The sequence below is a fragment of the Sphingobacterium nematocida genome (genome assembly GCF_900168125.1).
GTDB classification, from domain to species: Bacteria; Bacteroidota; Bacteroidia; order Sphingobacteriales; family Sphingobacteriaceae; genus Sphingobacterium; species Sphingobacterium nematocida.
On record NZ_FUZF01000001.1, the window covers coordinates 234,045 to 252,550 of the forward strand.

General features: G+C 42.0%; 22 protein-coding genes. 9 read left to right on the forward strand and 13 right to left on the reverse strand.

Annotated features, from left to right (window positions below; translation table 11 throughout):
* The first annotated feature begins 199 nt into the window (after nt 1-199).
* Nucleotides 200-2,071, forward strand: coding sequence for a PAS domain-containing sensor histidine kinase (locus B5X76_RS01020; protein ID WP_176140957.1), 1,872 nt, complete (start codon nt 200-202; stop codon nt 2,069-2,071).
* Nucleotides 2,072-2,088: 17 nt separating this feature from the next.
* On the opposite strand, the gene B5X76_RS01025 is transcribed toward B5X76_RS01020, so the two are convergent.
* Together B5X76_RS01025 and B5X76_RS01030 are read right to left on the reverse strand one after the other, a co-directional pair.
* Nucleotides 2,089-2,451 carry a response regulator gene (locus B5X76_RS01025; protein ID WP_079640568.1) on the reverse strand — a complete coding sequence of 121 codons (363 nt, stop codon included), beginning with the start codon at nt 2,449-2,451 and terminating at the stop codon, nt 2,089-2,091.
* A gap of 127 nt (nt 2,452-2,578) precedes the next feature.
* Nucleotides 2,579-3,043 (reverse strand): SRPBCC family protein, encoded by a 465-nt coding sequence (locus B5X76_RS01030; protein ID WP_079640569.1) that lies wholly within the window; start codon nt 3,041-3,043, stop codon nt 2,579-2,581.
* Nucleotides 3,044-3,165: 122 nt separating this feature from the next.
* Here B5X76_RS01030 and B5X76_RS01035 point away from each other — a divergent pair, with 122 nt between their 5' ends.
* Nucleotides 3,166-3,732 carry an RNA polymerase sigma factor gene (locus tag B5X76_RS01035; RefSeq protein ID WP_079640570.1) on the forward strand — a complete coding sequence of 189 codons (567 nt, stop codon included), beginning with the start codon at nt 3,166-3,168 and terminating at the stop codon, nt 3,730-3,732.
* Nucleotides 3,733-3,734: 2 nt separating this feature from the next.
* Entirely contained in the window at nt 3,735-4,550 is an 816-nt protein-coding gene (locus B5X76_RS01040; RefSeq protein WP_079640571.1) for an anti-sigma factor, read from the forward strand.
* 59 nt (nt 4,551-4,609) lie between these two features.
* Here B5X76_RS01040 and B5X76_RS01045 read toward each other — a convergent pair whose 3' ends face one another.
* Both B5X76_RS01045 and B5X76_RS01050 read right to left on the reverse strand, forming a co-directional pair.
* Nucleotides 4,610-5,440 (reverse strand): ferritin-like domain-containing protein, encoded by an 831-nt coding sequence (locus B5X76_RS01045; protein WP_079640572.1) that lies wholly within the window; start codon nt 5,438-5,440, stop codon nt 4,610-4,612.
* A gap of 21 nt (nt 5,441-5,461) precedes the next feature.
* A complete protein-coding gene (locus B5X76_RS01050; RefSeq protein WP_079640573.1) occupies nt 5,462-6,178 on the reverse strand; it encodes a ferritin-like domain-containing protein in 717 nt (238 codons plus the stop codon).
* A gap of 324 nt (nt 6,179-6,502) precedes the next feature.
* Between B5X76_RS01050 and B5X76_RS01055 the strand changes: the two genes are divergently transcribed.
* Nucleotides 6,503-6,856 carry a VOC family protein gene (locus B5X76_RS01055; RefSeq protein WP_079640574.1) on the forward strand — a complete coding sequence of 118 codons (354 nt, stop codon included), beginning with the start codon at nt 6,503-6,505 and terminating at the stop codon, nt 6,854-6,856.
* On the opposite strand, the gene surE is transcribed toward B5X76_RS01055, so the two are convergent.
* Entirely contained in the window at nt 6,853-7,581 is a 729-nt protein-coding gene (surE, locus tag B5X76_RS01060; protein WP_079640575.1) for a 5'/3'-nucleotidase SurE, read from the reverse strand. The genes B5X76_RS01055 and surE overlap by 4 nt on opposite strands.
* Nucleotides 7,582-7,655: 74 nt before the next feature.
* On the opposite strand from surE, the gene B5X76_RS01065 reads away from it, so the two are divergent.
* Nucleotides 7,656-8,570, forward strand: a complete 915-nt coding sequence (locus B5X76_RS01065) for a diacylglycerol/lipid kinase family protein (RefSeq protein WP_079640576.1) — start codon at nt 7,656-7,658, stop codon at nt 8,568-8,570.
* 41 nt (nt 8,571-8,611) lie between these two features.
* Here the strand turns inward: B5X76_RS01065 and B5X76_RS01070 are convergent, their stop codons facing one another.
* The 6 genes from B5X76_RS01070 to B5X76_RS01095 all read right to left on the reverse strand — a co-directional run bounded on the left by B5X76_RS01070 (nt 8,612) and on the right by B5X76_RS01095 (nt 12,856).
* Nucleotides 8,612-8,980: an SPW repeat protein gene (locus tag B5X76_RS01070; RefSeq protein WP_079640577.1), complete on the reverse strand. Its 369-nt coding sequence runs from the start codon at nt 8,978-8,980 to the stop codon at nt 8,612-8,614.
* A gap of 11 nt (nt 8,981-8,991) precedes the next feature.
* Nucleotides 8,992-9,261 (reverse strand): hypothetical protein, encoded by a 270-nt coding sequence (locus B5X76_RS01075; RefSeq protein ID WP_079640578.1) that lies wholly within the window; start codon nt 9,259-9,261, stop codon nt 8,992-8,994.
* 128 nt (nt 9,262-9,389) lie between these two features.
* Nucleotides 9,390-9,575: a CsbD family protein gene (locus tag B5X76_RS01080; RefSeq protein ID WP_079640579.1), complete on the reverse strand. Its 186-nt coding sequence runs from the start codon at nt 9,573-9,575 to the stop codon at nt 9,390-9,392.
* A gap of 149 nt (nt 9,576-9,724) precedes the next feature.
* The gene (locus tag B5X76_RS01085) at nt 9,725-9,964 is read right to left on the reverse strand and encodes a hypothetical protein (protein ID WP_079640580.1); all 240 of its coding nucleotides are present in this window, start codon (nt 9,962-9,964) and stop codon (nt 9,725-9,727) included.
* Nucleotides 9,965-10,066: 102 nt separating this feature from the next.
* Nucleotides 10,067-12,208, reverse strand: a complete 2,142-nt coding sequence (locus B5X76_RS01090) for a catalase (protein ID WP_079640581.1) — start codon at nt 12,206-12,208, stop codon at nt 10,067-10,069.
* 153 nt (nt 12,209-12,361) lie between these two features.
* On the reverse strand, nt 12,362-12,856 hold the full coding sequence (locus B5X76_RS01095; protein WP_079640582.1) for a hypothetical protein: 495 nt from the start codon (nt 12,854-12,856) through the stop codon (nt 12,362-12,364).
* 277 nt (nt 12,857-13,133) lie between these two features.
* Here B5X76_RS01095 and B5X76_RS01100 point away from each other — a divergent pair, with 277 nt between their 5' ends.
* Nucleotides 13,134-13,640, forward strand: a complete 507-nt coding sequence (locus B5X76_RS01100) for an RNA polymerase sigma factor (protein WP_079640583.1) — start codon at nt 13,134-13,136, stop codon at nt 13,638-13,640.
* A 92-nt stretch (nt 13,641-13,732) separates the two neighbouring features.
* Nucleotides 13,733-14,488: a non-homologous end joining protein Ku gene (gene ku, locus B5X76_RS01105; protein ID WP_079640584.1), complete on the forward strand. Its 756-nt coding sequence runs from the start codon at nt 13,733-13,735 to the stop codon at nt 14,486-14,488.
* On the opposite strand, the gene ligD is transcribed toward ku, so the two are convergent.
* Nucleotides 14,480-16,906 (reverse strand): DNA ligase D, encoded by a 2,427-nt coding sequence (gene ligD, locus B5X76_RS01110; protein ID WP_079640585.1) that lies wholly within the window; start codon nt 16,904-16,906, stop codon nt 14,480-14,482. The genes ku and ligD overlap by 9 nt on opposite strands.
* A gap of 186 nt (nt 16,907-17,092) precedes the next feature.
* Here ligD and B5X76_RS01115 point away from each other — a divergent pair, with 186 nt between their 5' ends.
* Together B5X76_RS01115 and B5X76_RS21905 are read left to right on the forward strand one after the other, a co-directional pair.
* Nucleotides 17,093-17,692, forward strand: a complete 600-nt coding sequence (locus B5X76_RS01115; RefSeq protein WP_079640586.1) for a hypothetical protein — start codon at nt 17,093-17,095, stop codon at nt 17,690-17,692.
* An 11-nt stretch (nt 17,693-17,703) separates the two neighbouring features.
* Nucleotides 17,704-17,865 carry a hypothetical protein gene (locus B5X76_RS21905; protein WP_176140958.1) on the forward strand — a complete coding sequence of 54 codons (162 nt, stop codon included), beginning with the start codon at nt 17,704-17,706 and terminating at the stop codon, nt 17,863-17,865.
* 69 nt (nt 17,866-17,934) lie between these two features.
* Here B5X76_RS21905 and B5X76_RS01120 read toward each other — a convergent pair whose 3' ends face one another.
* A complete protein-coding gene (locus tag B5X76_RS01120; protein WP_079640587.1) occupies nt 17,935-18,471 on the reverse strand; it encodes a PRC-barrel domain-containing protein in 537 nt (178 codons plus the stop codon).
* Nucleotides 18,472-18,506: the final 35 nt, after the last annotated feature.

Here is an 18,506-nt window from a genome sequence, read left to right on the forward strand (position 1 = left end):
CTTTCTTTAAGTAAACGACTCTTTTGGATATTCACAACATAATCCGACTTCAAGGATTAAGCGGTAAGCTATCCTAGTTTTACGCCTGAAACAAACGGTAGGCATCCTTCAATCTGAAAAGTAATTTCATTGCAGAGTTGGTATAGAGCATGATATTTCTTATATTCATGTGCTAACTTAGCAGATGCCTATTAATACTATGAAAAATATACGTGCGCTACAAAACGAACTAGAACAAATCCGCTCCGAAAATAGTCGATTAAAAGAAAAGGTTGCTGAATTAGATGATTGCTTAGAAAAAGCAATGGTCCCCATACATTGGATAGATGACAATGGTATCATCCTATGGGCAAATGCGGCCGAGCTGGATACAGTGGGGTATAATAAGGAAGAATATATCGGTTCATCTATATTGGACTATCATGTCGACAAGAATAAGATTCTGGATATCCTAATTTGCCTAAAGACTAACGAAACTGTCAAAGACTATCCCGCAGATATCAAGTGCAAAGATGGCTCGATAAAACATGTATTAATAAGTACCCATGTAGTCAGGAAGGATGGACACTTTTTGCATTCCTGCTGTTTTACAAGAGATATCACTGCTAGCATCAACGAAGAGCAATCCAGAAACAGACTCCTCCAACAACTGGAAGAAAATGAGACCAAAATGAGACTGGCCATTAAAGCTACTAAAATGGGCACTTGGTATTGGGATGCAAACAGCAATGATATTTATCTATCGGAGGAAGGCCGTAAAATACTGGGATTAGCAATGGAAACCGTAATAGATGAAACGACATTCCTAAACCAACTCTTTCCAAATGGCTATAACTCGCTGAAAAAAAATAGCATAGAATTATCAGAGAATGGTAAGGAAGGACATTTCGACTCTACTCAGCATATCCATAAACGAGATGGCTCTCCGCGTATTGTACGTGTCCAAGGTAGCATTCATCCTGCAGAAATAGGTTTGCCGCGCGTTGTAGGTACGGTTCTGGACGTAACAGAGATGGTAGCCGCACACGAAAACGACGAACTCCTAGCTGCGATAATACGCTCTTCCAACGATGCAATCGTCGGAAAAACCCTCAACGGGACGATCAACTCATGGAACGAAGCTGCCGAACGCATATTTGGTTTTAGCGCGCAAGAGATGATAGGTACTTCTATATACACTATTGTACCTGATGATAAGAAGGAGGAGGAAGCTTCTATACTGGCGACGTTGAGAGCCGGAGGACGGATGGAATACTTTGAAACAAAACGCTTGACAAAATCCGGGCGATTGATAGATGTGTCGCTCACCATCTCCCCGATAAAAGACATGGATGGCAACATTATCGGTATCTCAAAAATTGCGCGCGATATCACCGAAAAAAAACAAGAAGAAAAGCGCAAACATGACTTCGTAACGATGGTGAGCCACGAGATCAAAACGCCTCTTACCTCTATCCTGCTGTACACGCAGGTCCTACTAAAAGGTGCTCAGAATGATGAAAACAAGAACGCTTGGAATATCGGCTTGAAGATCGAAGCGATGACAAAGAAAATCATTTTAATGATAAAAGACTATCTGAGTCTCTCCAAGATCGAAGACGGAAAGATTGATGTTAGTAAAGAAGAGTTGGATCTGCGCAAAGTGATGTATGAGGCGGTAGAAGATGCAAAACTCGTAACGAGTAAACATGATATAACCATACATGGAGGTGACGGGATTAAGGTATTGGCGGATCCCAACAAGTTAGAACAAGTATTTGTCAACCTCTTAAGTAATGCCATCAAGTACTCTCCAGCCGGCGGGAATATAAGAATAGAATGCAAGCCAAATGCTAACACGGTGACGGTATCGGTCATCGATCAGGGTATAGGCATACGCCCTGAAGATCAAAGGAAATTATTCAAAAAATTCGCTCGAATCGACAGTCCTCGTACGCATACAATATCGGGATTCGGTATTGGACTCTATCTGGTTGCCGAAATACTACGAAGCCACGGTACGAGCATTCATATCGACAGCCAAGAAGGATATGGATCGAGATTCTATTTTGACCTCGAACAAAAAAAGTAAACCCATGCAAACATTTTTTATCCAATAGAGTCTTGTACCGCCCTTTCTAATTGTTCTAAATCAAATGGCTTGGCCAGATAAAGGTCAGCACCTGCTTCTCGGGCCAAGTCTTCAACATCACTATTTGCCGATATATAGATCACGGGGATATGTCTTATATTTTCATCCTGCTTTATGAGTTGGGTAGCGCGTACCCCTCCTATATCCGGTATCCAATTGTCCATCAGAATTACATCCGGTCTGACCACCATTACTTGTTCAACAATATTTTCTACCGTAGCAGAAGTAATAACATCATACCCAGAAAACTCAAGTACCATGGTACATACATCCAAAATTTGGGCATCATCATCAAAGAGCATTACGGTTTTATTATTCATAGGTTAATGTAAAGCTATTGCTTTACTAAAATAGATAATTAAATCTAATAATCGTAATTGGACGGAATCAAGTTATCGACATCGCGACTGGAGTCTTTTTTTCAAAGGTATTGGCTCCGACGTGTACTTATTGTCGGCTATTGAACACTGCTTCTAAAACCTGGTATCGGTAATCAAATATCTCTTTCAACTTTCTTTTTACAAATAAGGCATGCACCAGCCTACCTAAAATACCCATAGGCAATATATAACGTACACTGTCTTTGATAAGAACACCATCACTATTCGGGATGAATTGATGTGTGTGCTCCCATTTTTTATATGGCCCTCTTTCTTGAATATCTACAAAACTCTTTTTCGTATCCACATCTTTAATAAGCGTTCTCCAGCGCATGGGCACACCGAATATCGGAACAACTCTATAATCAATCTGCATCCCTTCGTAGATCGTCTCTTGAAGGTCTCTGGACAATACCTCAAATTGTATGTTCTCAGGAGTAATATTTGTTAAATTATGGGGATTGGAAAAAAAATCCCAAGCCGTATCCACATCGCAGGATAATTGTTGCTCTCTAAATAAGAGATATTCCATGTGTAAAAAAAAACTAAATCAACAAAAACAAGTACAAATATATACTATAAAAATCTAATACCCGCCAGTAATATATCTCTTATTACCAATTCTTTTTATTAGCTTTGTTAAAACAATAAACCTTGAGTCCAATAAATTACTTGTCTGAAGATGATCTGATTGACCTTTTGAAAAAGAAGGATCAGCGTGCATTTCATTATCTTTATGACAATTATGCTGGAGCGCTCTATGGTGTCGTGTTACGGGTAGTCACCAACAAGAATTATGCGGACGAAGTCCTACAAGATACCTTTGTCAAGATATGGACCCACGGCTACCAATTTGACCGAGAAAAAGGAAGATTGTATACCTGGATGTTGAATATAGCTCGCAATGCAGGTATAGACTACATTAAATCTAAACGTATCCGCAACGATCAAAAAAACCAATCGCTCCAAGATATCGTAAATAGTGAAGAAAAACTTAGTTTTGCGGAGACAGATTTGGAAGAGCAGTTAGGCCATATTGGGATCAATTCGGTGATTGATAAATTAAAACCTGATTGGCGGATACTGATTAAAATGGCCTATTACGAGGGTTATACCCAACAGGAGATAGCTGAAGAGCTTCAGATACCTCTGGGTACGGTGAAGACTCGCGTAAGAGCGGCATTAATGCAATTAAAGTTTGTTTTAAAAGAGTACAGGTAATTGTGGATATAAAAGAGTACATATCGTCAGGGATCATTGAATCGTATGTGATGGGTCTTGCTTCTGAAGAAGAAGTAAGTGTCTTGGAATGCATACGCCTAAAGCATCCTGAGGTCGAGCATGCTATCCAAGAGGCTCAAGTGCTATTAGAAGACCTAGCGACAACACAAGCAATAGAGCCTGAACCCCACTTAAAGCAATCTATATGGAATAAAATACAGGAATCGGAAGACAGTACGATTCGGGTAGACAGGTCCGCTGATAGACAGAATGTTGTTGCAGTGGAACCAGTACTCTCCGAAAAGCAAGTAAGTACATTCCCTAAAAGCTATTTCGTAGCGGCCTCTGTTGTATTAGCGCTTAGTGTCATGGGTAATATCTACTTCTATCAACGTACTAGTCAAATGGACACCAAACTGGATGAGATGGCTAGCCTACAACAACAGACCGAACAAAAGTTTGTTGAATCTGAAAAACAATGGGCTTTGTTAAATCGTCCCACGATGAACACTGTTACCTTAAACGGTGTAGAATCTCGCCCCACCCTAAAAGCGCTTGTACTATGGGATAGTCAAGAATCTACGCTATATCTGTCGGCGGCATCCCTACCGAAAGCTCCAACGGGCAAACAGTACCAACTGTGGGCCATAGTGGATGGCGTACCTGTGGATGCAGGAGTGATACCTATTCAAAATGCTGAAGCGCTGGTACGCATGCGCAATATCGAGAAAGCCCAGGCTTTTGCAATAACACTGGAAAAAGAAGGTGGTAATCCGACACCTACATTGACCGAAATGTATGTCATCGGTAATATCTAGTAATAACAAAAAACCATCTCATAGAGATGGTTTTAAAAGATAAAAAAACTATAACTAGACTAACTTTTTATAAATAACTTGGCGATATCCAATACTGCTGTCGCAGCCAACGGTTCGTCAAAAGATTGTGTAGCCGCATCGAGCGACAACTTGCCCATAACGCCGTTTAACCCCGTGATATCGACCCCTGCCTGTAGCTTATTGTCTTCACCCGCATACACAGCATCCACAACAGCTCCTATTCCGGAGTCATTTGCCCCGGTGATCCATGGTTTTTGCATAGATGCGGCACCTCCTCTAGCTCGACGCATCTGTCGGATATGGGATGCATGTCTGGCCTCAACGGAATGAATCTGCAACGCAGCTGTAAGCACCACTTTGTTGCCTTTTAATATACCCGCCTGTCCCTTGTAAGCACGTACGCCTGTATCTTCAAAGGCTTGTGCCAAGGCAAGAAAGGTGTCATAATTTGAAAACACATTAGCAAATGTACCCCCAGCTGTAAAATCAAAAGTTGGTTTGGATACGGCATTACTCCCTAAAACCTGCTTCAAAAAGTTAACATGGGCGACTTCGTGATCACGGATGGTTGTGATCGCACCCATAGGCTTGCCTGTAGGGACAAGATTGGATGCAGCAGCGCCTAATGTGTAATATTCGGCTTCTAGATATTCTAAGGTTAGCGCATAATTTAGCACGCCATTTACATCCGTTGGGGTCTGCCCATAGGCTCGCTTGAATAAATCATTTAATACAAAAGGCATTGCGGCAATACCAACCTTTTTACCAAAGGACATCATATTACGAATAGCCGCTCTACGTGGGCTCACACGTTCGTTGAACTCAGGGTCAACCTGTGTTACTTGGTCAAATATATCGAACAAATTCATGATTACTAAATTTAAATGTGACTAATAAGTAGGAAGATCCTTTGCGTCTATCTTGGTTTTTATAAATGGTGTCGCTGCCTGTAATACCACGGTAGGGCTCTTTGCCACATCCAGTCCATTACTATCGACCACTTCTTGGTTTGCAAACGTACCGTTATCGATAAGATCCCTTACCAATGCCGCGTGTCTTGCTTCTACCGATACGATCTTACCCGCCAATACTAAATAGGCTTCGTTTTTAATGAGCCATCCTGCCCCATTGTAAGCGGCAACACCTAAATCTTCAAATGCTTTGGCTGTTGCCAATACACTATCTCTAGATGAAAAATTTACTCCTGAAAAATTAAACTCTAAATTTCCTATTGCTCCTTTACCTAATGCTGCTTTGAAAAACTCCCGATGAGCGACTTCATGATTTCGAATATCCGTAAACAGTGTCTTCTCCCAATCCGAAATCCCAGTATATGGTTTGTTCGCTACTTCAATATAAAAGGCTGCCTCCAATTGCTCTAAGGCGTAAGCATAATTGAGTATAGCTATGTCTCCACTACCCATGTAATATCCATTTCCCCCCATATCTGGGGTATCATTATCCCGTTTGCAACTATATACACCCATCAATGCCATACCGGCTACCCCTGCACCCGCTAGCTTAAGAAAATTTCTTCGCTGAAGCGATTCACCTGTTCTAGGAATGATTTCCTCTTTCAGGCTTTCATTTGAGATTGTCTTGTTCATAACTCTTTTTTTTATTGTTTATAAATGTCTTTCTTCCTCATATACGAAGTCCGCTCCTACTTGGATTTTTATTTTTCACTTTTTTTTTAAACAATAGAATGTAGATACACATTAGCGTTAGTCTTCATTAAAGATCTGGGGATCGCATAGTCCATCAACAAGGCAATCATTTAGTTAGTGGGCTTTGTTTACTTTTTATTAAATTTGAATGAGGGCTTTTTAGGCGTAGAATCACCATAGTTAACACGCTGTTGCATGTTGTTATCGTATTCTCAAAAAGCTGGAACAGAAAGACAAAATTTAAGAACTTAAATAAAGTAGAATATGTTAAGTGCAATCCATCCAAAACTACCTATGCGGGACAAGGAAACGACAAAAAGGTATTACCTCGATAGTCTAGCCTTTGAGGAATTGGCTGACTACGGTGATTATCTAATGATAGGTAAAGATAATATAGAAATTCACTTTTTTGAGTTTAAAGACCTTAATCCGCTGGATAACTATGGCATGGTGTATATCCGTACTACGGCCATACATACACTGTACAACAATTTGCTTGACTATAAAATCGCGATTCACCCGAATGCTCCATTGCTGCAGAAACCGTGGGGACAATGGGAATTCTCCTTGTTAGACCCAGACAATAACCTATTGACCTTTGGGCAGGGCTTGGATTAACTATTGACTAGTTTTTCTTTCAACGTCGTTTCATCTGTCAAATCAAGTCGTAATGGCGTAATAGAGACGAGATTATTCTCGACGGCCCAGCGGTCGGTACCTTCATCTGCGGGCTCCAAGGGCTTCACGGTAAACCAATAATGTTTGCGCCCTAGGGGATCGGTGCCTGGTATAATAGTTCCATCGTACAGTCGAACAGATTGTCGCGTCCATACAATATCGGTCGGGTGAGGTGGAAAATTGACGTTGTACAATGCCAGTTCGACCGGGGGCAGCAACAACTTAAGGGTCTGCTCCACGTAGAACGCTAAGCCCTCAAAGTCGGGCTCCGTATTACCCACGGGTGTGCTCAACGCAATACCTTTTATGCCGAACAAAACCGCTTGCTTGGCCGCAGCCAATGTACCGGAATGCCACATTGAATTGCCCAGATTAGGCCCCATATTGATCCCGGAAAGCACGACATCTACGTCGCTCCACAAATGCGTGCCCATGGCTACACAATCGGCTGGTGTGCCATTTACTCTGTACGCTTCTATATCTTTAAATTCTATGGGCGATTTCTTATAGCTTAAGGGTCTGGAATGGGTAACAGCATGCCCCATGGAAGACTGTTCAATATCGGGTGCCACTACCTTTACCTCGCCAAACTTCTTAGCTACTCTTGCCAGGGCTGCAATCCCTGGACTATATATACCATCATCATTGGTGATCAATATTCTCATAACCTTTTCTATATATATTTTATATCCTATAGAACAAATGGTTGGCTCAAACGTTCATTAAAAAACCTTATCACATGGAGCAATCAATCTTATTGCATAACCCCGGAGCGGGAGACGAAGAGCATCTGAAATCAGATCTCGTCCAGGCTATTGAAAACGAAGGGTTTGGCTGTATATATTTTTCTGTCAAAAAAGATGATAATTGGATCCAGCAATTGGATCGTGCGGATTTCGCGATTGTAGCTGGTGGTGATGGAACGGTAAGACGAGTAGCCAAAGAGCTCGTAAAAAGAACTTGGCTGGATAAGAAAATCCCCCTAGCCATACTTCCCATGGGAACGGCAAACAATCTTGCTTTGGCACTCGGTATTGATAGCACAGTTAAGTATAAAAGTCATATTAAGAAATGGAAAAAATGTATCCATCAACAATTTGACGTAGGCATCCTGAAAAACCCAGGTGGTACCGACTTTTTCCTTGAAGGGACAGGTTTTGGTCTATTCCCCAACCTGATCCAACAGATGGATAATATAATGGATAGTGATACCGAGAAGGCTAAGGAGGAATTGAATCTGGCATTTGAAACATTACATACGCTCATCTTAAACTGTCCTGCTGAAAACTATTGGTTAAAAACAGATACCGATACCTACGAAGGAAGATGTATTCTGCTTGAAATAATGAACATCCCCTCTATCGGTCCAAATCTCATCCTCGCACCGGATGCTGTTCTCAATGACGGCTTATTGGACGTGGTTCTTGTAGAAGAAGACCAACGCGAAGATTTTGCAGCTTATATCAAGAAACTTACGAAAGGCAAAACCGCTAACTTCCAGTTCAAAACATTTAAAACGAAGAGCCTAAATATCGACTACGACGGGGCCTATATGCATGTGGATGATGAACTGGTGCTGCCTCTAAAAGGCCCTATGACGATAGGGGCGCGTGAAGATGTACTCGAATTTCTGATACCAAGAACAGAGAAATAACGGACGGTAAATAATTGGAATGTAGTGTCTAGCTGCTAAAGCTAATTGGGCGAAAATTCGGAAGGTATATCGCCGACAGTGCAGACCGCTACGCTAAGCAGTATCGCTCCTGTAATAACATGGAACAGAAACGTCTGTGTATTAAAACCGAAAAGCCATGGTGCAATTATTAAGAAAACACCCACAACTTTATCTATTAATAAATGTAGTTTCATACTTACTAACCGGATAATGCCACCTTCATACAAGGTAAAAACATTGACCAAAGCCATTAGTATACCCACCAATAAACTAACACACTTGGCGGTAACTCCTGCACTACTTATAAATATGGATGGACCGGCAAAAAGAATTAGAACCACTGAATAATCGATACACGCGTGAAACATAGGGGGAATGATCTTTTTCATAATTTTACCGGTTATTCTGTTATAAATACGATACCCGATAGTTCATATTCACTAAGGTTCTCTATAGCATCCTGGATCCACATTATCATAGGTTGGTTTAAGGGGGCACGATAGCCTCTATTTATTAATTCAATGATATATTGATGTACATTATCGACCTCTTCGGGATACCAGTAGATCTGCGGATCCGAAAGCTCATTATTAGATATCAAAGCATTATAGCCTTGCTGCTTTAGTTCGTTTAAAAGCCCATGAGTCACTTTCTTGAATTGGGTACCCATATTTTTATCCTTGGAAAATAATCTTTACACATTTAATTAACCATCTGGATCAACGAAATACTCTTTTTTATGAAAAGTGGTGTTTCTAAAGAAACACCACTTTTCAATCTAATCAATTACAAGAGCCATTACAAATCATTCAACCAGCTTTCTACCTCATCCTTGGTCTTACCTGTTTTTTTCTGCAGTCGTCCCAACAGTTCATCTTCCTTACCTTCAGCATACAATAGATCATCATCGGTCAGATCCGCATACTTTTGTTTTACTTTTCCTTTGAGTTCGTTCCAACGTCCTTTCCAAGTTAATTCGCTCATAATGTTTCTCCTTTATTAATGTAAATTTTAATTGTTGTTATCATTATAACAGTTGTGCTCTAAAAACGTTTACTAACTTTTTATTTTTAAGAATAATTATACTATCGCCTACCCAGCCTGTGGTTAGGTAGGCGATAGCATGAAATTAACTAATCGTGTCCTTGGGTTTTTACGATCTTGTTGTAAATCCCAAATAGTAAAAATGGAGCCACCCATTGGCCCACAAAAAGGGAAGTATGTTTTTGGCCCATACATTTAAGTGCCAATGAAGCAGCCATCGCCGTAACAGCCGCACACAAGTATACCTTGGATGGTATCTTGGCTGTTTGATTCTCTATTTCCTTAGTCATCTCCCCTTCTTTGAGGTTTTTGTTTTCTACATTTTCCATAGTTATTGTTTTTTAAGTTTAAAATTTACTTGAATGTATTGTGCTCTTGGGTATAAACCAACTATCCTACTGACCGTCTGTCTTCCTATTCAATGAGTAGGCCTATAACATTTGATCTTGGCGGAGCTCCCGGCTCCAATTGCGATGCATGGCTACGGACTGTATAAAAGTATCGAGGTCGCTTTCTTCTTCTAACAAAATTACAGCTGTATCTCCATCGGCCAAGGTCATGTACATCGGATCGTATTCTTCGGTACTTCGATGTCCAAAAGCAATAGCTTTATTATGCTTAAAGGAATCATCTATATAGGCCTGCGCGGTGATATTGAGATACAGGCGGGCTCTACTTTCCTTCCCTCCTACGACATATAACGCATCAAACAATACCGAGTCCATAGTTAAGAAGGTATAATCCACCTTTGCCGTTTGGCCGTCTTCGCCCCGCAATTCTCCAAATTTGCTGGAGATTAGAAATAACTCGGCTCCCTCCTTTTCCATTCTCATTTTCACCTGTTGAAATTCTTCAAAGTCAAATCCTTCTTCGGCTAGGGCCGCCACTTTGCGCGTCTTTATTGAATCATAGTCGCAGTGGTATTCAATACTTAGCGAAGGATATACGTTCTCTGCGTCATAATCAGGCAACACCGGATAATTCTCGAAAATCTGCGCCGCCGTCTGTAAGGTTTCGTCCGATAGGCCCTGAGGTACTAACACGCCTAAACGATCGGCAACTATCCGTGCGAGGTTGGAATCTATCACGACCAAAATCCCCATATATCTTTGACGCACTTCTTCTCTCGTCACTTTGCCCAGTTCAAAACTAAAAGCATCCTGTATATGTTTTTTGCCTATATCGGTCTGACTGTGATAAAACGTACGTGCCTGTGTAAAGTGATCGGCAAAGGTTTCACTTCGTCGTCTTACTTTCTCACCCGTTGATGGAGCCGCATCGCTTTCGAAAGCCGGTTCTCCCTGCATCATCGCAGAGAGATAAGGACAGCCACTTCCCGGTACAGAGTGTGGGTTGTAATTTGCCTCCTCTTGCGGCAACTCATGCCGCATCATTCCGTCACGTCGGAAATTGTGTATCGTCTTTTTAGGTCTATTGATCGGCAGTTCGTGAAAATTTGGCGAGCCCAAACGGCTCAGCTGTGTATCTATATAGGAAAATAGACGCCCCTGAAGTAGTGGATCGTCCGAAAAATCTATTCCGGGCACCAAGTGTCCCGGATGGAAAGCGACTTGCTCGGTCTCGGCAAAGAAATTATCCGGATTTTTGTTCAATTCCAATGTCGCTATGTATCTGATAGGAACCATTTCTTCGGGAATGACCTTGGTGGCATCCAAGATATCAAATTCAAATGCGGCTTCTTGTTCTGCCGTAATAATCTGAACTCCAAAATCCCAGATGGGATAGTTGCCTGCTTCTATAGCATCCCATAAATCTTCCCGGTGAAAATCGGGGTTTTTACCACTTATCTTTTGTGCCTCATCCCATACTACCGAGTGCACCCCCAACTGTGGCCTGAAGTGAAATTTAACAAAGACGGACTTGCCCTCGTTATTAATTAACTTAAAGGTGTTTACACCAAACCCCTGCATCATCCGGTAACTGCGTGGAATGGCGCGATCGGACATCAGCCACATGACCATGTGTGCGGTCTCCGGCATTAGTGAAGCGAAATCCCAAAAAGTATTGTGCGCAGAGGCGGCTTGTGGGATCTCATTTCGCTGCTCCGGCTTTAGGGAATGTACCAGATCGGGAAAGTTGATCGCATCTTGTATAAAGAACACGGGCATGTTATTGCCGACCAGGTCAAATATACCTTCATCGGTATAGAATTTGATCGCAAAACCTCGGACATCTCTCGCTAGATCTGTAGATCCACGGGATCCCACCACAGTTGAAAAACGTACAAATACCTCAGTTTCTTTGTTTGGTTCGGTTAGAAATCCAGCCCGTGTAAATTCGGGAATAGGTGTATGAAGTTTGAAAACGCCGTGTGCTCCGGCTCCCCTTGCATGGACAACGCGCTCGGGAATACGTTCGTGGTCGAAATGAAAAATCTTTTCTCGAAATAGAAAATCTTCAAGCAGACTTGGTCCTCTACTACCAGCACGCAGTGTATTGAAGTCATCTTGGATAGGTAGTCCCTGATTGGTCGTCAAACCTTGATCGTTATTAGTCACACTGGAGGTCTTAACTTTTTTTGAGTCTGGCCCTTTCTTGTCATTTTGTTTCATAGCAGATGTAGTTTATTGGGTAACTGCTGTATGTACAGACGAGCTTAAGAAAGGTTGTATTTCAATGAAAAAAGCGTAGTTAACTTTAGCGTCCAGGTATTAATACGGCAAATGCTAGAAGCAACTTATATCCAACAAAGAAAGGAGAGCAATCTACTTTTTCTTTAATTTACGGATCTCCTGTTGTAGATTGAAGAGCTCCGGCAATGCCGTAAAGGAGAAATGTGAAATATTTTCCCACCGTTGCTCCTGCACAATTTCTGCATAGAGCTGTATACTTTTGTTGATATGCTCTTCAAATAGCAGCAAGTAATCGCTGTCCCTTTCGGGTTTATAATTTTCAAATCCTTTTTTTAATCTACTTAGCAACAGATCCACATCTTTTTCATCAAGCTGTAAATCTTTCCCACGACACAGTTCAACGGTTTCGGGTTGGGTCTCTACATAATAGGTTTTCATACGGACACATAGCGCTTTGACCTCTTTATTGTGGGTATGTTGATTCAGCAGATCGATCATCCCCAATCCTTCCGTCCGCATAAACACGATTGTACGAAGTACTTCATTCTCTCTGGGATCACTCTGCGCTTCCGAACGCGGCGTAGGAATAATAAATAAAAACAACAATGCCCAAACCTCGATATTCATAATCAACTCATTTACTTGATATACTTTTCCAGATTAACAAATATGTTGCTCATTTGTTCAACTTTATCTTGTAAAACATCGATAAAACCGTAATTATTACAATTACCCGTTTAATAACCCCTAATCCGCCGGTAGTTATACCGGACTTGAAACGTATTTTACCGTGCGGCGACGTATATATAACCTTTATGACCGAACGAATACGCGAAATATTGCAAATCTGAAGCTCTCGCATATTTTTTGTAACACCCTTGGTACATCTTAAAATAACTTCAACATGGAAAACAAAGATTTGAACCTACAGCTTATTGAATACCGTTCGGTATTAAAAAGTCTTGCCTACAAGTTTACTAATGATCCAGAAGATATTCAGGACTTAGTACAGGAGACACTAATGCGTGCATTAAAATACGTAGATCAGTTTTTTCATAATCCACGGGTAATATCTTGGTTGTTTGTTATTATGAAAAACATCTACATCAATCATTACCGGAATCGTAAGCACAGGCATCTTTACGAAAATCAAAAAGTATCCCAACTGCACGATCTGGGTTGTCAGGAACCGTTTACCGAGAATACGGTAGAAAATAGTCTGGTACTAAAGGATGTAGAGCATGCCCTCGAAAAACTCCCTACAGAACATAAAGAAATGTTTGAATATCACGTACAAGGGTATAAATACAAAGAACTGTCCGAACTATATGGTCTCCCTGAAGGAACCATTAAGTCTCGGATTTTTTTGATACGTAAAAGTTTGCAAAAACAGTTTGCCAACTATATGTAGCAATGCAGCAATACTTATTATACAAGGCGGACAGTGTAAACTAATCCGCCTTTTACTTGTTAAATAAAGTAGAATTTAGAAGGAGAATTACTATGAGAGCAATATGGACGGGAGCGATTGGCTTTGGCCTGGTCAACATCCCTATAAAAATATACAGTGCTACACAGAGTAGCAGTCTGGATCTGGATATGCTGGATCGTAAGGATCAATCCAACATTAAGTACAAACGGGTCAATGAGGCTACGGGTAAAGAAGTGAGTTGGGACAATATTGTCAAGGGTTACTTAATGAAAGACAAATACGTTGTCTTGGAAGATACCGACTTTGAGGAGGCGAGCCCGGAGAAGAATAAAATGATCAATTTGCACTCCTTTGTCAAAATAGAAGAAATCGACAGTATATATTTTGAAACGCCATATTATTTAGAACCGGCAAAAGGTGGTGAAAAAGCTTACCAGCTCCTGCTTAAAGCGCTGGAGAAAAGTAAAACTGCGGGGTTGGGTTCCTTTGTGATGCGCAGCGTCGAAAACCTGGCATTGGTCAGGCCCCATGACAATCTATTACTCCTGAACAAACTGCGCTTTGAAGAAGAGATCCGCAGTACAGAAGAGCTCAAGCTTCCTGCTAATACAAAAATGAAAAAGGAAGAAATGGATATGGCATTACAGTTAATCAAGCAGCACTCTCACCCGTTTGATATCTCCGCTTATAAAAACGAGTATACGGCCGAACTTCTTAAAATCATCAAACAGAAGGCCAAAGGAAAGCATACTTCGATCCGTAAAATAAATGTCGAACATACCAAGTCGACCGATTTATTGGCGAAACTGAAAGCCAGTCTAGCCTAGCCGCTTTAATGCTTTTTTTATGTCGACCGGTTTGCTCCAGATAGCTGTCCACGGATCTTTGACTTCTTTCACCCGTTTTAACATGCTCTTGATCGTAAAGCTTTTGATATCTAGGCCAGGTTGCACTTCATCCCAATGAAGCGGTGCGCTGACTGTGGCCCCCTCCTTAGGTCTTAAGGAATAAGGGGCAGCAATGGTCTGTCCTCTCCTATTCTGCAAAAAGTCCAGATAGATCATCCCCTTACGTTTTTTAGGATCCCGAACGATACTGGTCGTGTCCGGGTACCTTTCATGCAGCATCTCCGCCAATAGCTGAATAAAATCGCGTACGATAGCGTAATCGTACTTTTGGGCGACATTGAGGTAGATATGTATTCCTGTAGAGCCCGATGTCTTCACAAAGGCAGGCGCGTCCATCTTGTCGAACATCTCCTTAGCCAATTGTGCAACGCGGATCACCTCCTCGAAGTCGGCTCCATTGGGATCTAAATCCAATACGGCAAAATCCGGATTCTCCGGTTTCTTATACGTCGCCAGCCAGGGATTTATTTCAATAGATCCCAGATTGGCGATGTACAATAAGGTGGCCTTATCGTTGCAGACGATATAATCAATCTCCTTGCCGGTACTCTCCGCATGAATAGGTACGGTCTTTACCCAATCGGGAATTTTTTCCGGATCAACATCCTTTTGAAAAAAGCTATCCGCATCGATACCATTTGGAAAGCGATGCAGTGAGATGGGCTTATCTTTTAGATAGGGTAATATATAATCGGCCATTTCTTCATAATAAGCAATCATCTGTCCTTTAATATAATTGTCCTTCGGCCAATATACCTTATCCAGATTCGTCAGCTGTACGGTCTTGCTTCCGATCTTGATACTTTCGTCTTTACTTTCCATATGTAATAGTTCTTCTGATTCTACTTCCTTAGGTTTCTTATCTGTACGTAACATCTTAAACACCGGATGGCGCAGATGTTTGTCTGCTGTCCATTCGGAATAGTAGACCTCGCAGAGGAGCTCCGGTCTCAACCAGGTTACCTCCTTCTCTTTGGCGACCTTTACCCCTTTTGGGAAGGGCTTTTTATCGCTTGTGACACTTTGCATCTGCCTGTAGATGAGCTCCAACGCTGCGTCATCAAATCCTGTCCCACAATTACCGATATACGTCAACATCTCGTCTTTGTATATCCCCAAGACGAGGGCGCCAAAATATGCTCTGCTACCCTGGGGCGCGGTATACCCACAGATAATGGCCTCTTGACTGTGTCTCAATTTATATTTTACCCAATGCGTACTCCGTGTGCCCTGCAGGTAGCGGCTTTCCTTTTCTTTGGCGATGATTCCTTCCCAGTTCTGATGTTCCGCTTTTTGCCTTAATGTATCCGCATCACCCTGCAATTCCTCCACAGGCTTGATGTATTTGCTACCCTTTAATCGCTTAAGAAGCAGCCCGAGGAGTTCTTTGCGTTGTACCAAGGTATATTCGGTGAGCACTTCTTTGTCCAAGCTGAGGATGTCAAACACATAATAGCGCAACTGCAGCGTACTGGGAATAGGCTCGCCACTGGCAATGAGCTGGAAATGTGAACGTCCCTGCTTGTCTTCAATCAGCAGTTCGCCATCTAAACTCACTTCCTTATCCAGTGTTGATAGCTCTTGGACAAGTGATGGAAATAAATGATTCATACTTTTTCCGCTACGCGAGTACAAGTATACTCCCTGTGCAGCCCGCACCGCTACTATTCGGAATCCGTCATATTTCTTTTCATACAGCCAGTCTGCCCCCGTGGGTAGCTGATCGACCAATTTGGTCAGCATGGGCTTGGGCGGAGGTTGTTCCTTAAAAGCAATTCCGGCTTCTTTAACGCTATCTGCGACACGCTCTTCGCTATTATAAGGCTTATCCGTAGCATATCTATCCCGATGTTTGATCAGCAGCCAAGCCTTTTCGTCATCGCCTTTCATCCGTACCAGTGCAAATTCGCCACGCAGGATATGACCAAACAACTTAAATTTCAAAGATCCTTTGCGCCAATTTTTCAGAAAATCGGCTTCATCCTTTGCTTCTGAGAACTCATAATAACCCGAATCAAAAATATGAACTGTACCGGCACCATAATTACCTTTAGGGATGCTTCCCTCAAAAGAAGCATAGTCTATCGGGTGATCTTCCACTTGCATGGCCAGTCGTTTGTCTTTGGGGTATAAGGATGGTCCTTTGGGTACTGCCCAGCTCTTTAACACGCCGTCCAGTTCAAGGCGAAAATCGTAATGGAGCCGAGATGCGTGATGTCGCTGGACCACAAATCGCAGTTTACGCGTATTTTTACTACCTTTTCCAGAAGAGGTTCCTTTCGGCTCCTCCGTATTGTCAAAATCCCGTTTCTTATTATAGGTACTCAGCTTAGCCATATCTTTGTTATATAGCTGCTGAACAAACGACTGTCCTGAAGGTTTTTAGTCAGCCTGAACAACAGCCAACAGACAGGTATTTACCCCCGGCTCATCGCGTACTTTATATCAAAATCGGGTATTTTATACCACAACCGGACGCACATCGAACTGTTAAAACCTTACGTACACAAAATCAAAACAATTATGGCTGAACAGATTCCAGAACAGATCGAGGGCAAGGCCTTAGATTACTTCAAAAGCGTAGACTTTTCCAGCACCAACGAAGCAAACCTCCTTTTCGAAAAGGCAAAAAACAGGCTATTGGACGTCAACCATTGGGACGAAATCACAGGGACACCCTCCGCCATGTTCAAAATAAAGGATAAACATGGACTGGAGCTGGATCGGCCTGTACAACAGGGCGATTATATTCAGATCGATATACCAGGGCCCGGTCTACCCTCTGCCGGTGGCTACGACTGGGTACACGTCGAATCCATCAACAAAGAATCTTCCAGCGACAGGCGACAGATCTCCATCACCCTAAGACCATGTGCTGATCCTACTGATGAAAATAACGATACCGCACATTTTTTTAGAAGTCTAGCCACTTCTTCGATCCTGATTGAACAAAAAGACAAACATATCTTCTTGCATTACGCGGGTCGCAATGAAGTAATCAATACAGATAATACCGCATTATTGGACAACTTCAGGAATTTCATGGTGGGCCTAGGCGCTAAGATGGGCGCCTCATTTCCGCAATGGAAAGCCTTGATAGAAGGTTTAGGTAGTACACATTAAATCCATTACATATGAAAAAGCAAAAATCAACCACAGTACAGCAGGAGAAGGAAAAAGAGTACAAAGATCGTAACACCAAAACAGAGGTAGAAAGCGATACGGGCAAGCGTCCGGAGAAGGATACCAACCCTTTACCACCCAATCCGAACAAAGTCGATAATCACGAGGACTAAAAAAAGTGGTGTTTCATTAAGAAACACCACCTACTATTAATCCAGCTACAGATAACACGGAGCTACTCTTTACATACGCTTCGGACTGACACGCCCCCCGCTTTGCGACCCTTCGCCTTGGATATGTTCATTAAGCGAGCTTTCGAACACTTTATGCACGGCCAATTCTGTGCCCGAATTGACCCGATCCGAATCATACGAAGGGAGATCCATAATCTGTCTTAAACTAATAGGAACCACCACGATACCACTATCACACAAGGTGTTGGTTCCATCATGGAATGGGATGTTTTCTGGATGATCCGAATCGTCGACTATTCTGGCAGAACTGTCATTCCCTTTCTCGGGGCGAAACTCCGCAATCCTTATCGGTATCATGATCTGTTTCTCCAACTCCGCAGCATAGTTTTCGTAGTCTACATCTACTACGATGTAATGTACCCGCTGCGAGGATGTGTCGAATAACAATTCAACGACTTCTCCGATCATTCTACCCTGTTCATCTTGCACATCCCAGCCTCTAATATCTGGCTCACCATCCACAATATCATAATCACTCCCTGTCAATTCGGTAAGGTGATTATTTATATTTTCTTCCTGTGCCATAATCCTGTGTATTAAAATATCCTATTTATCCATTT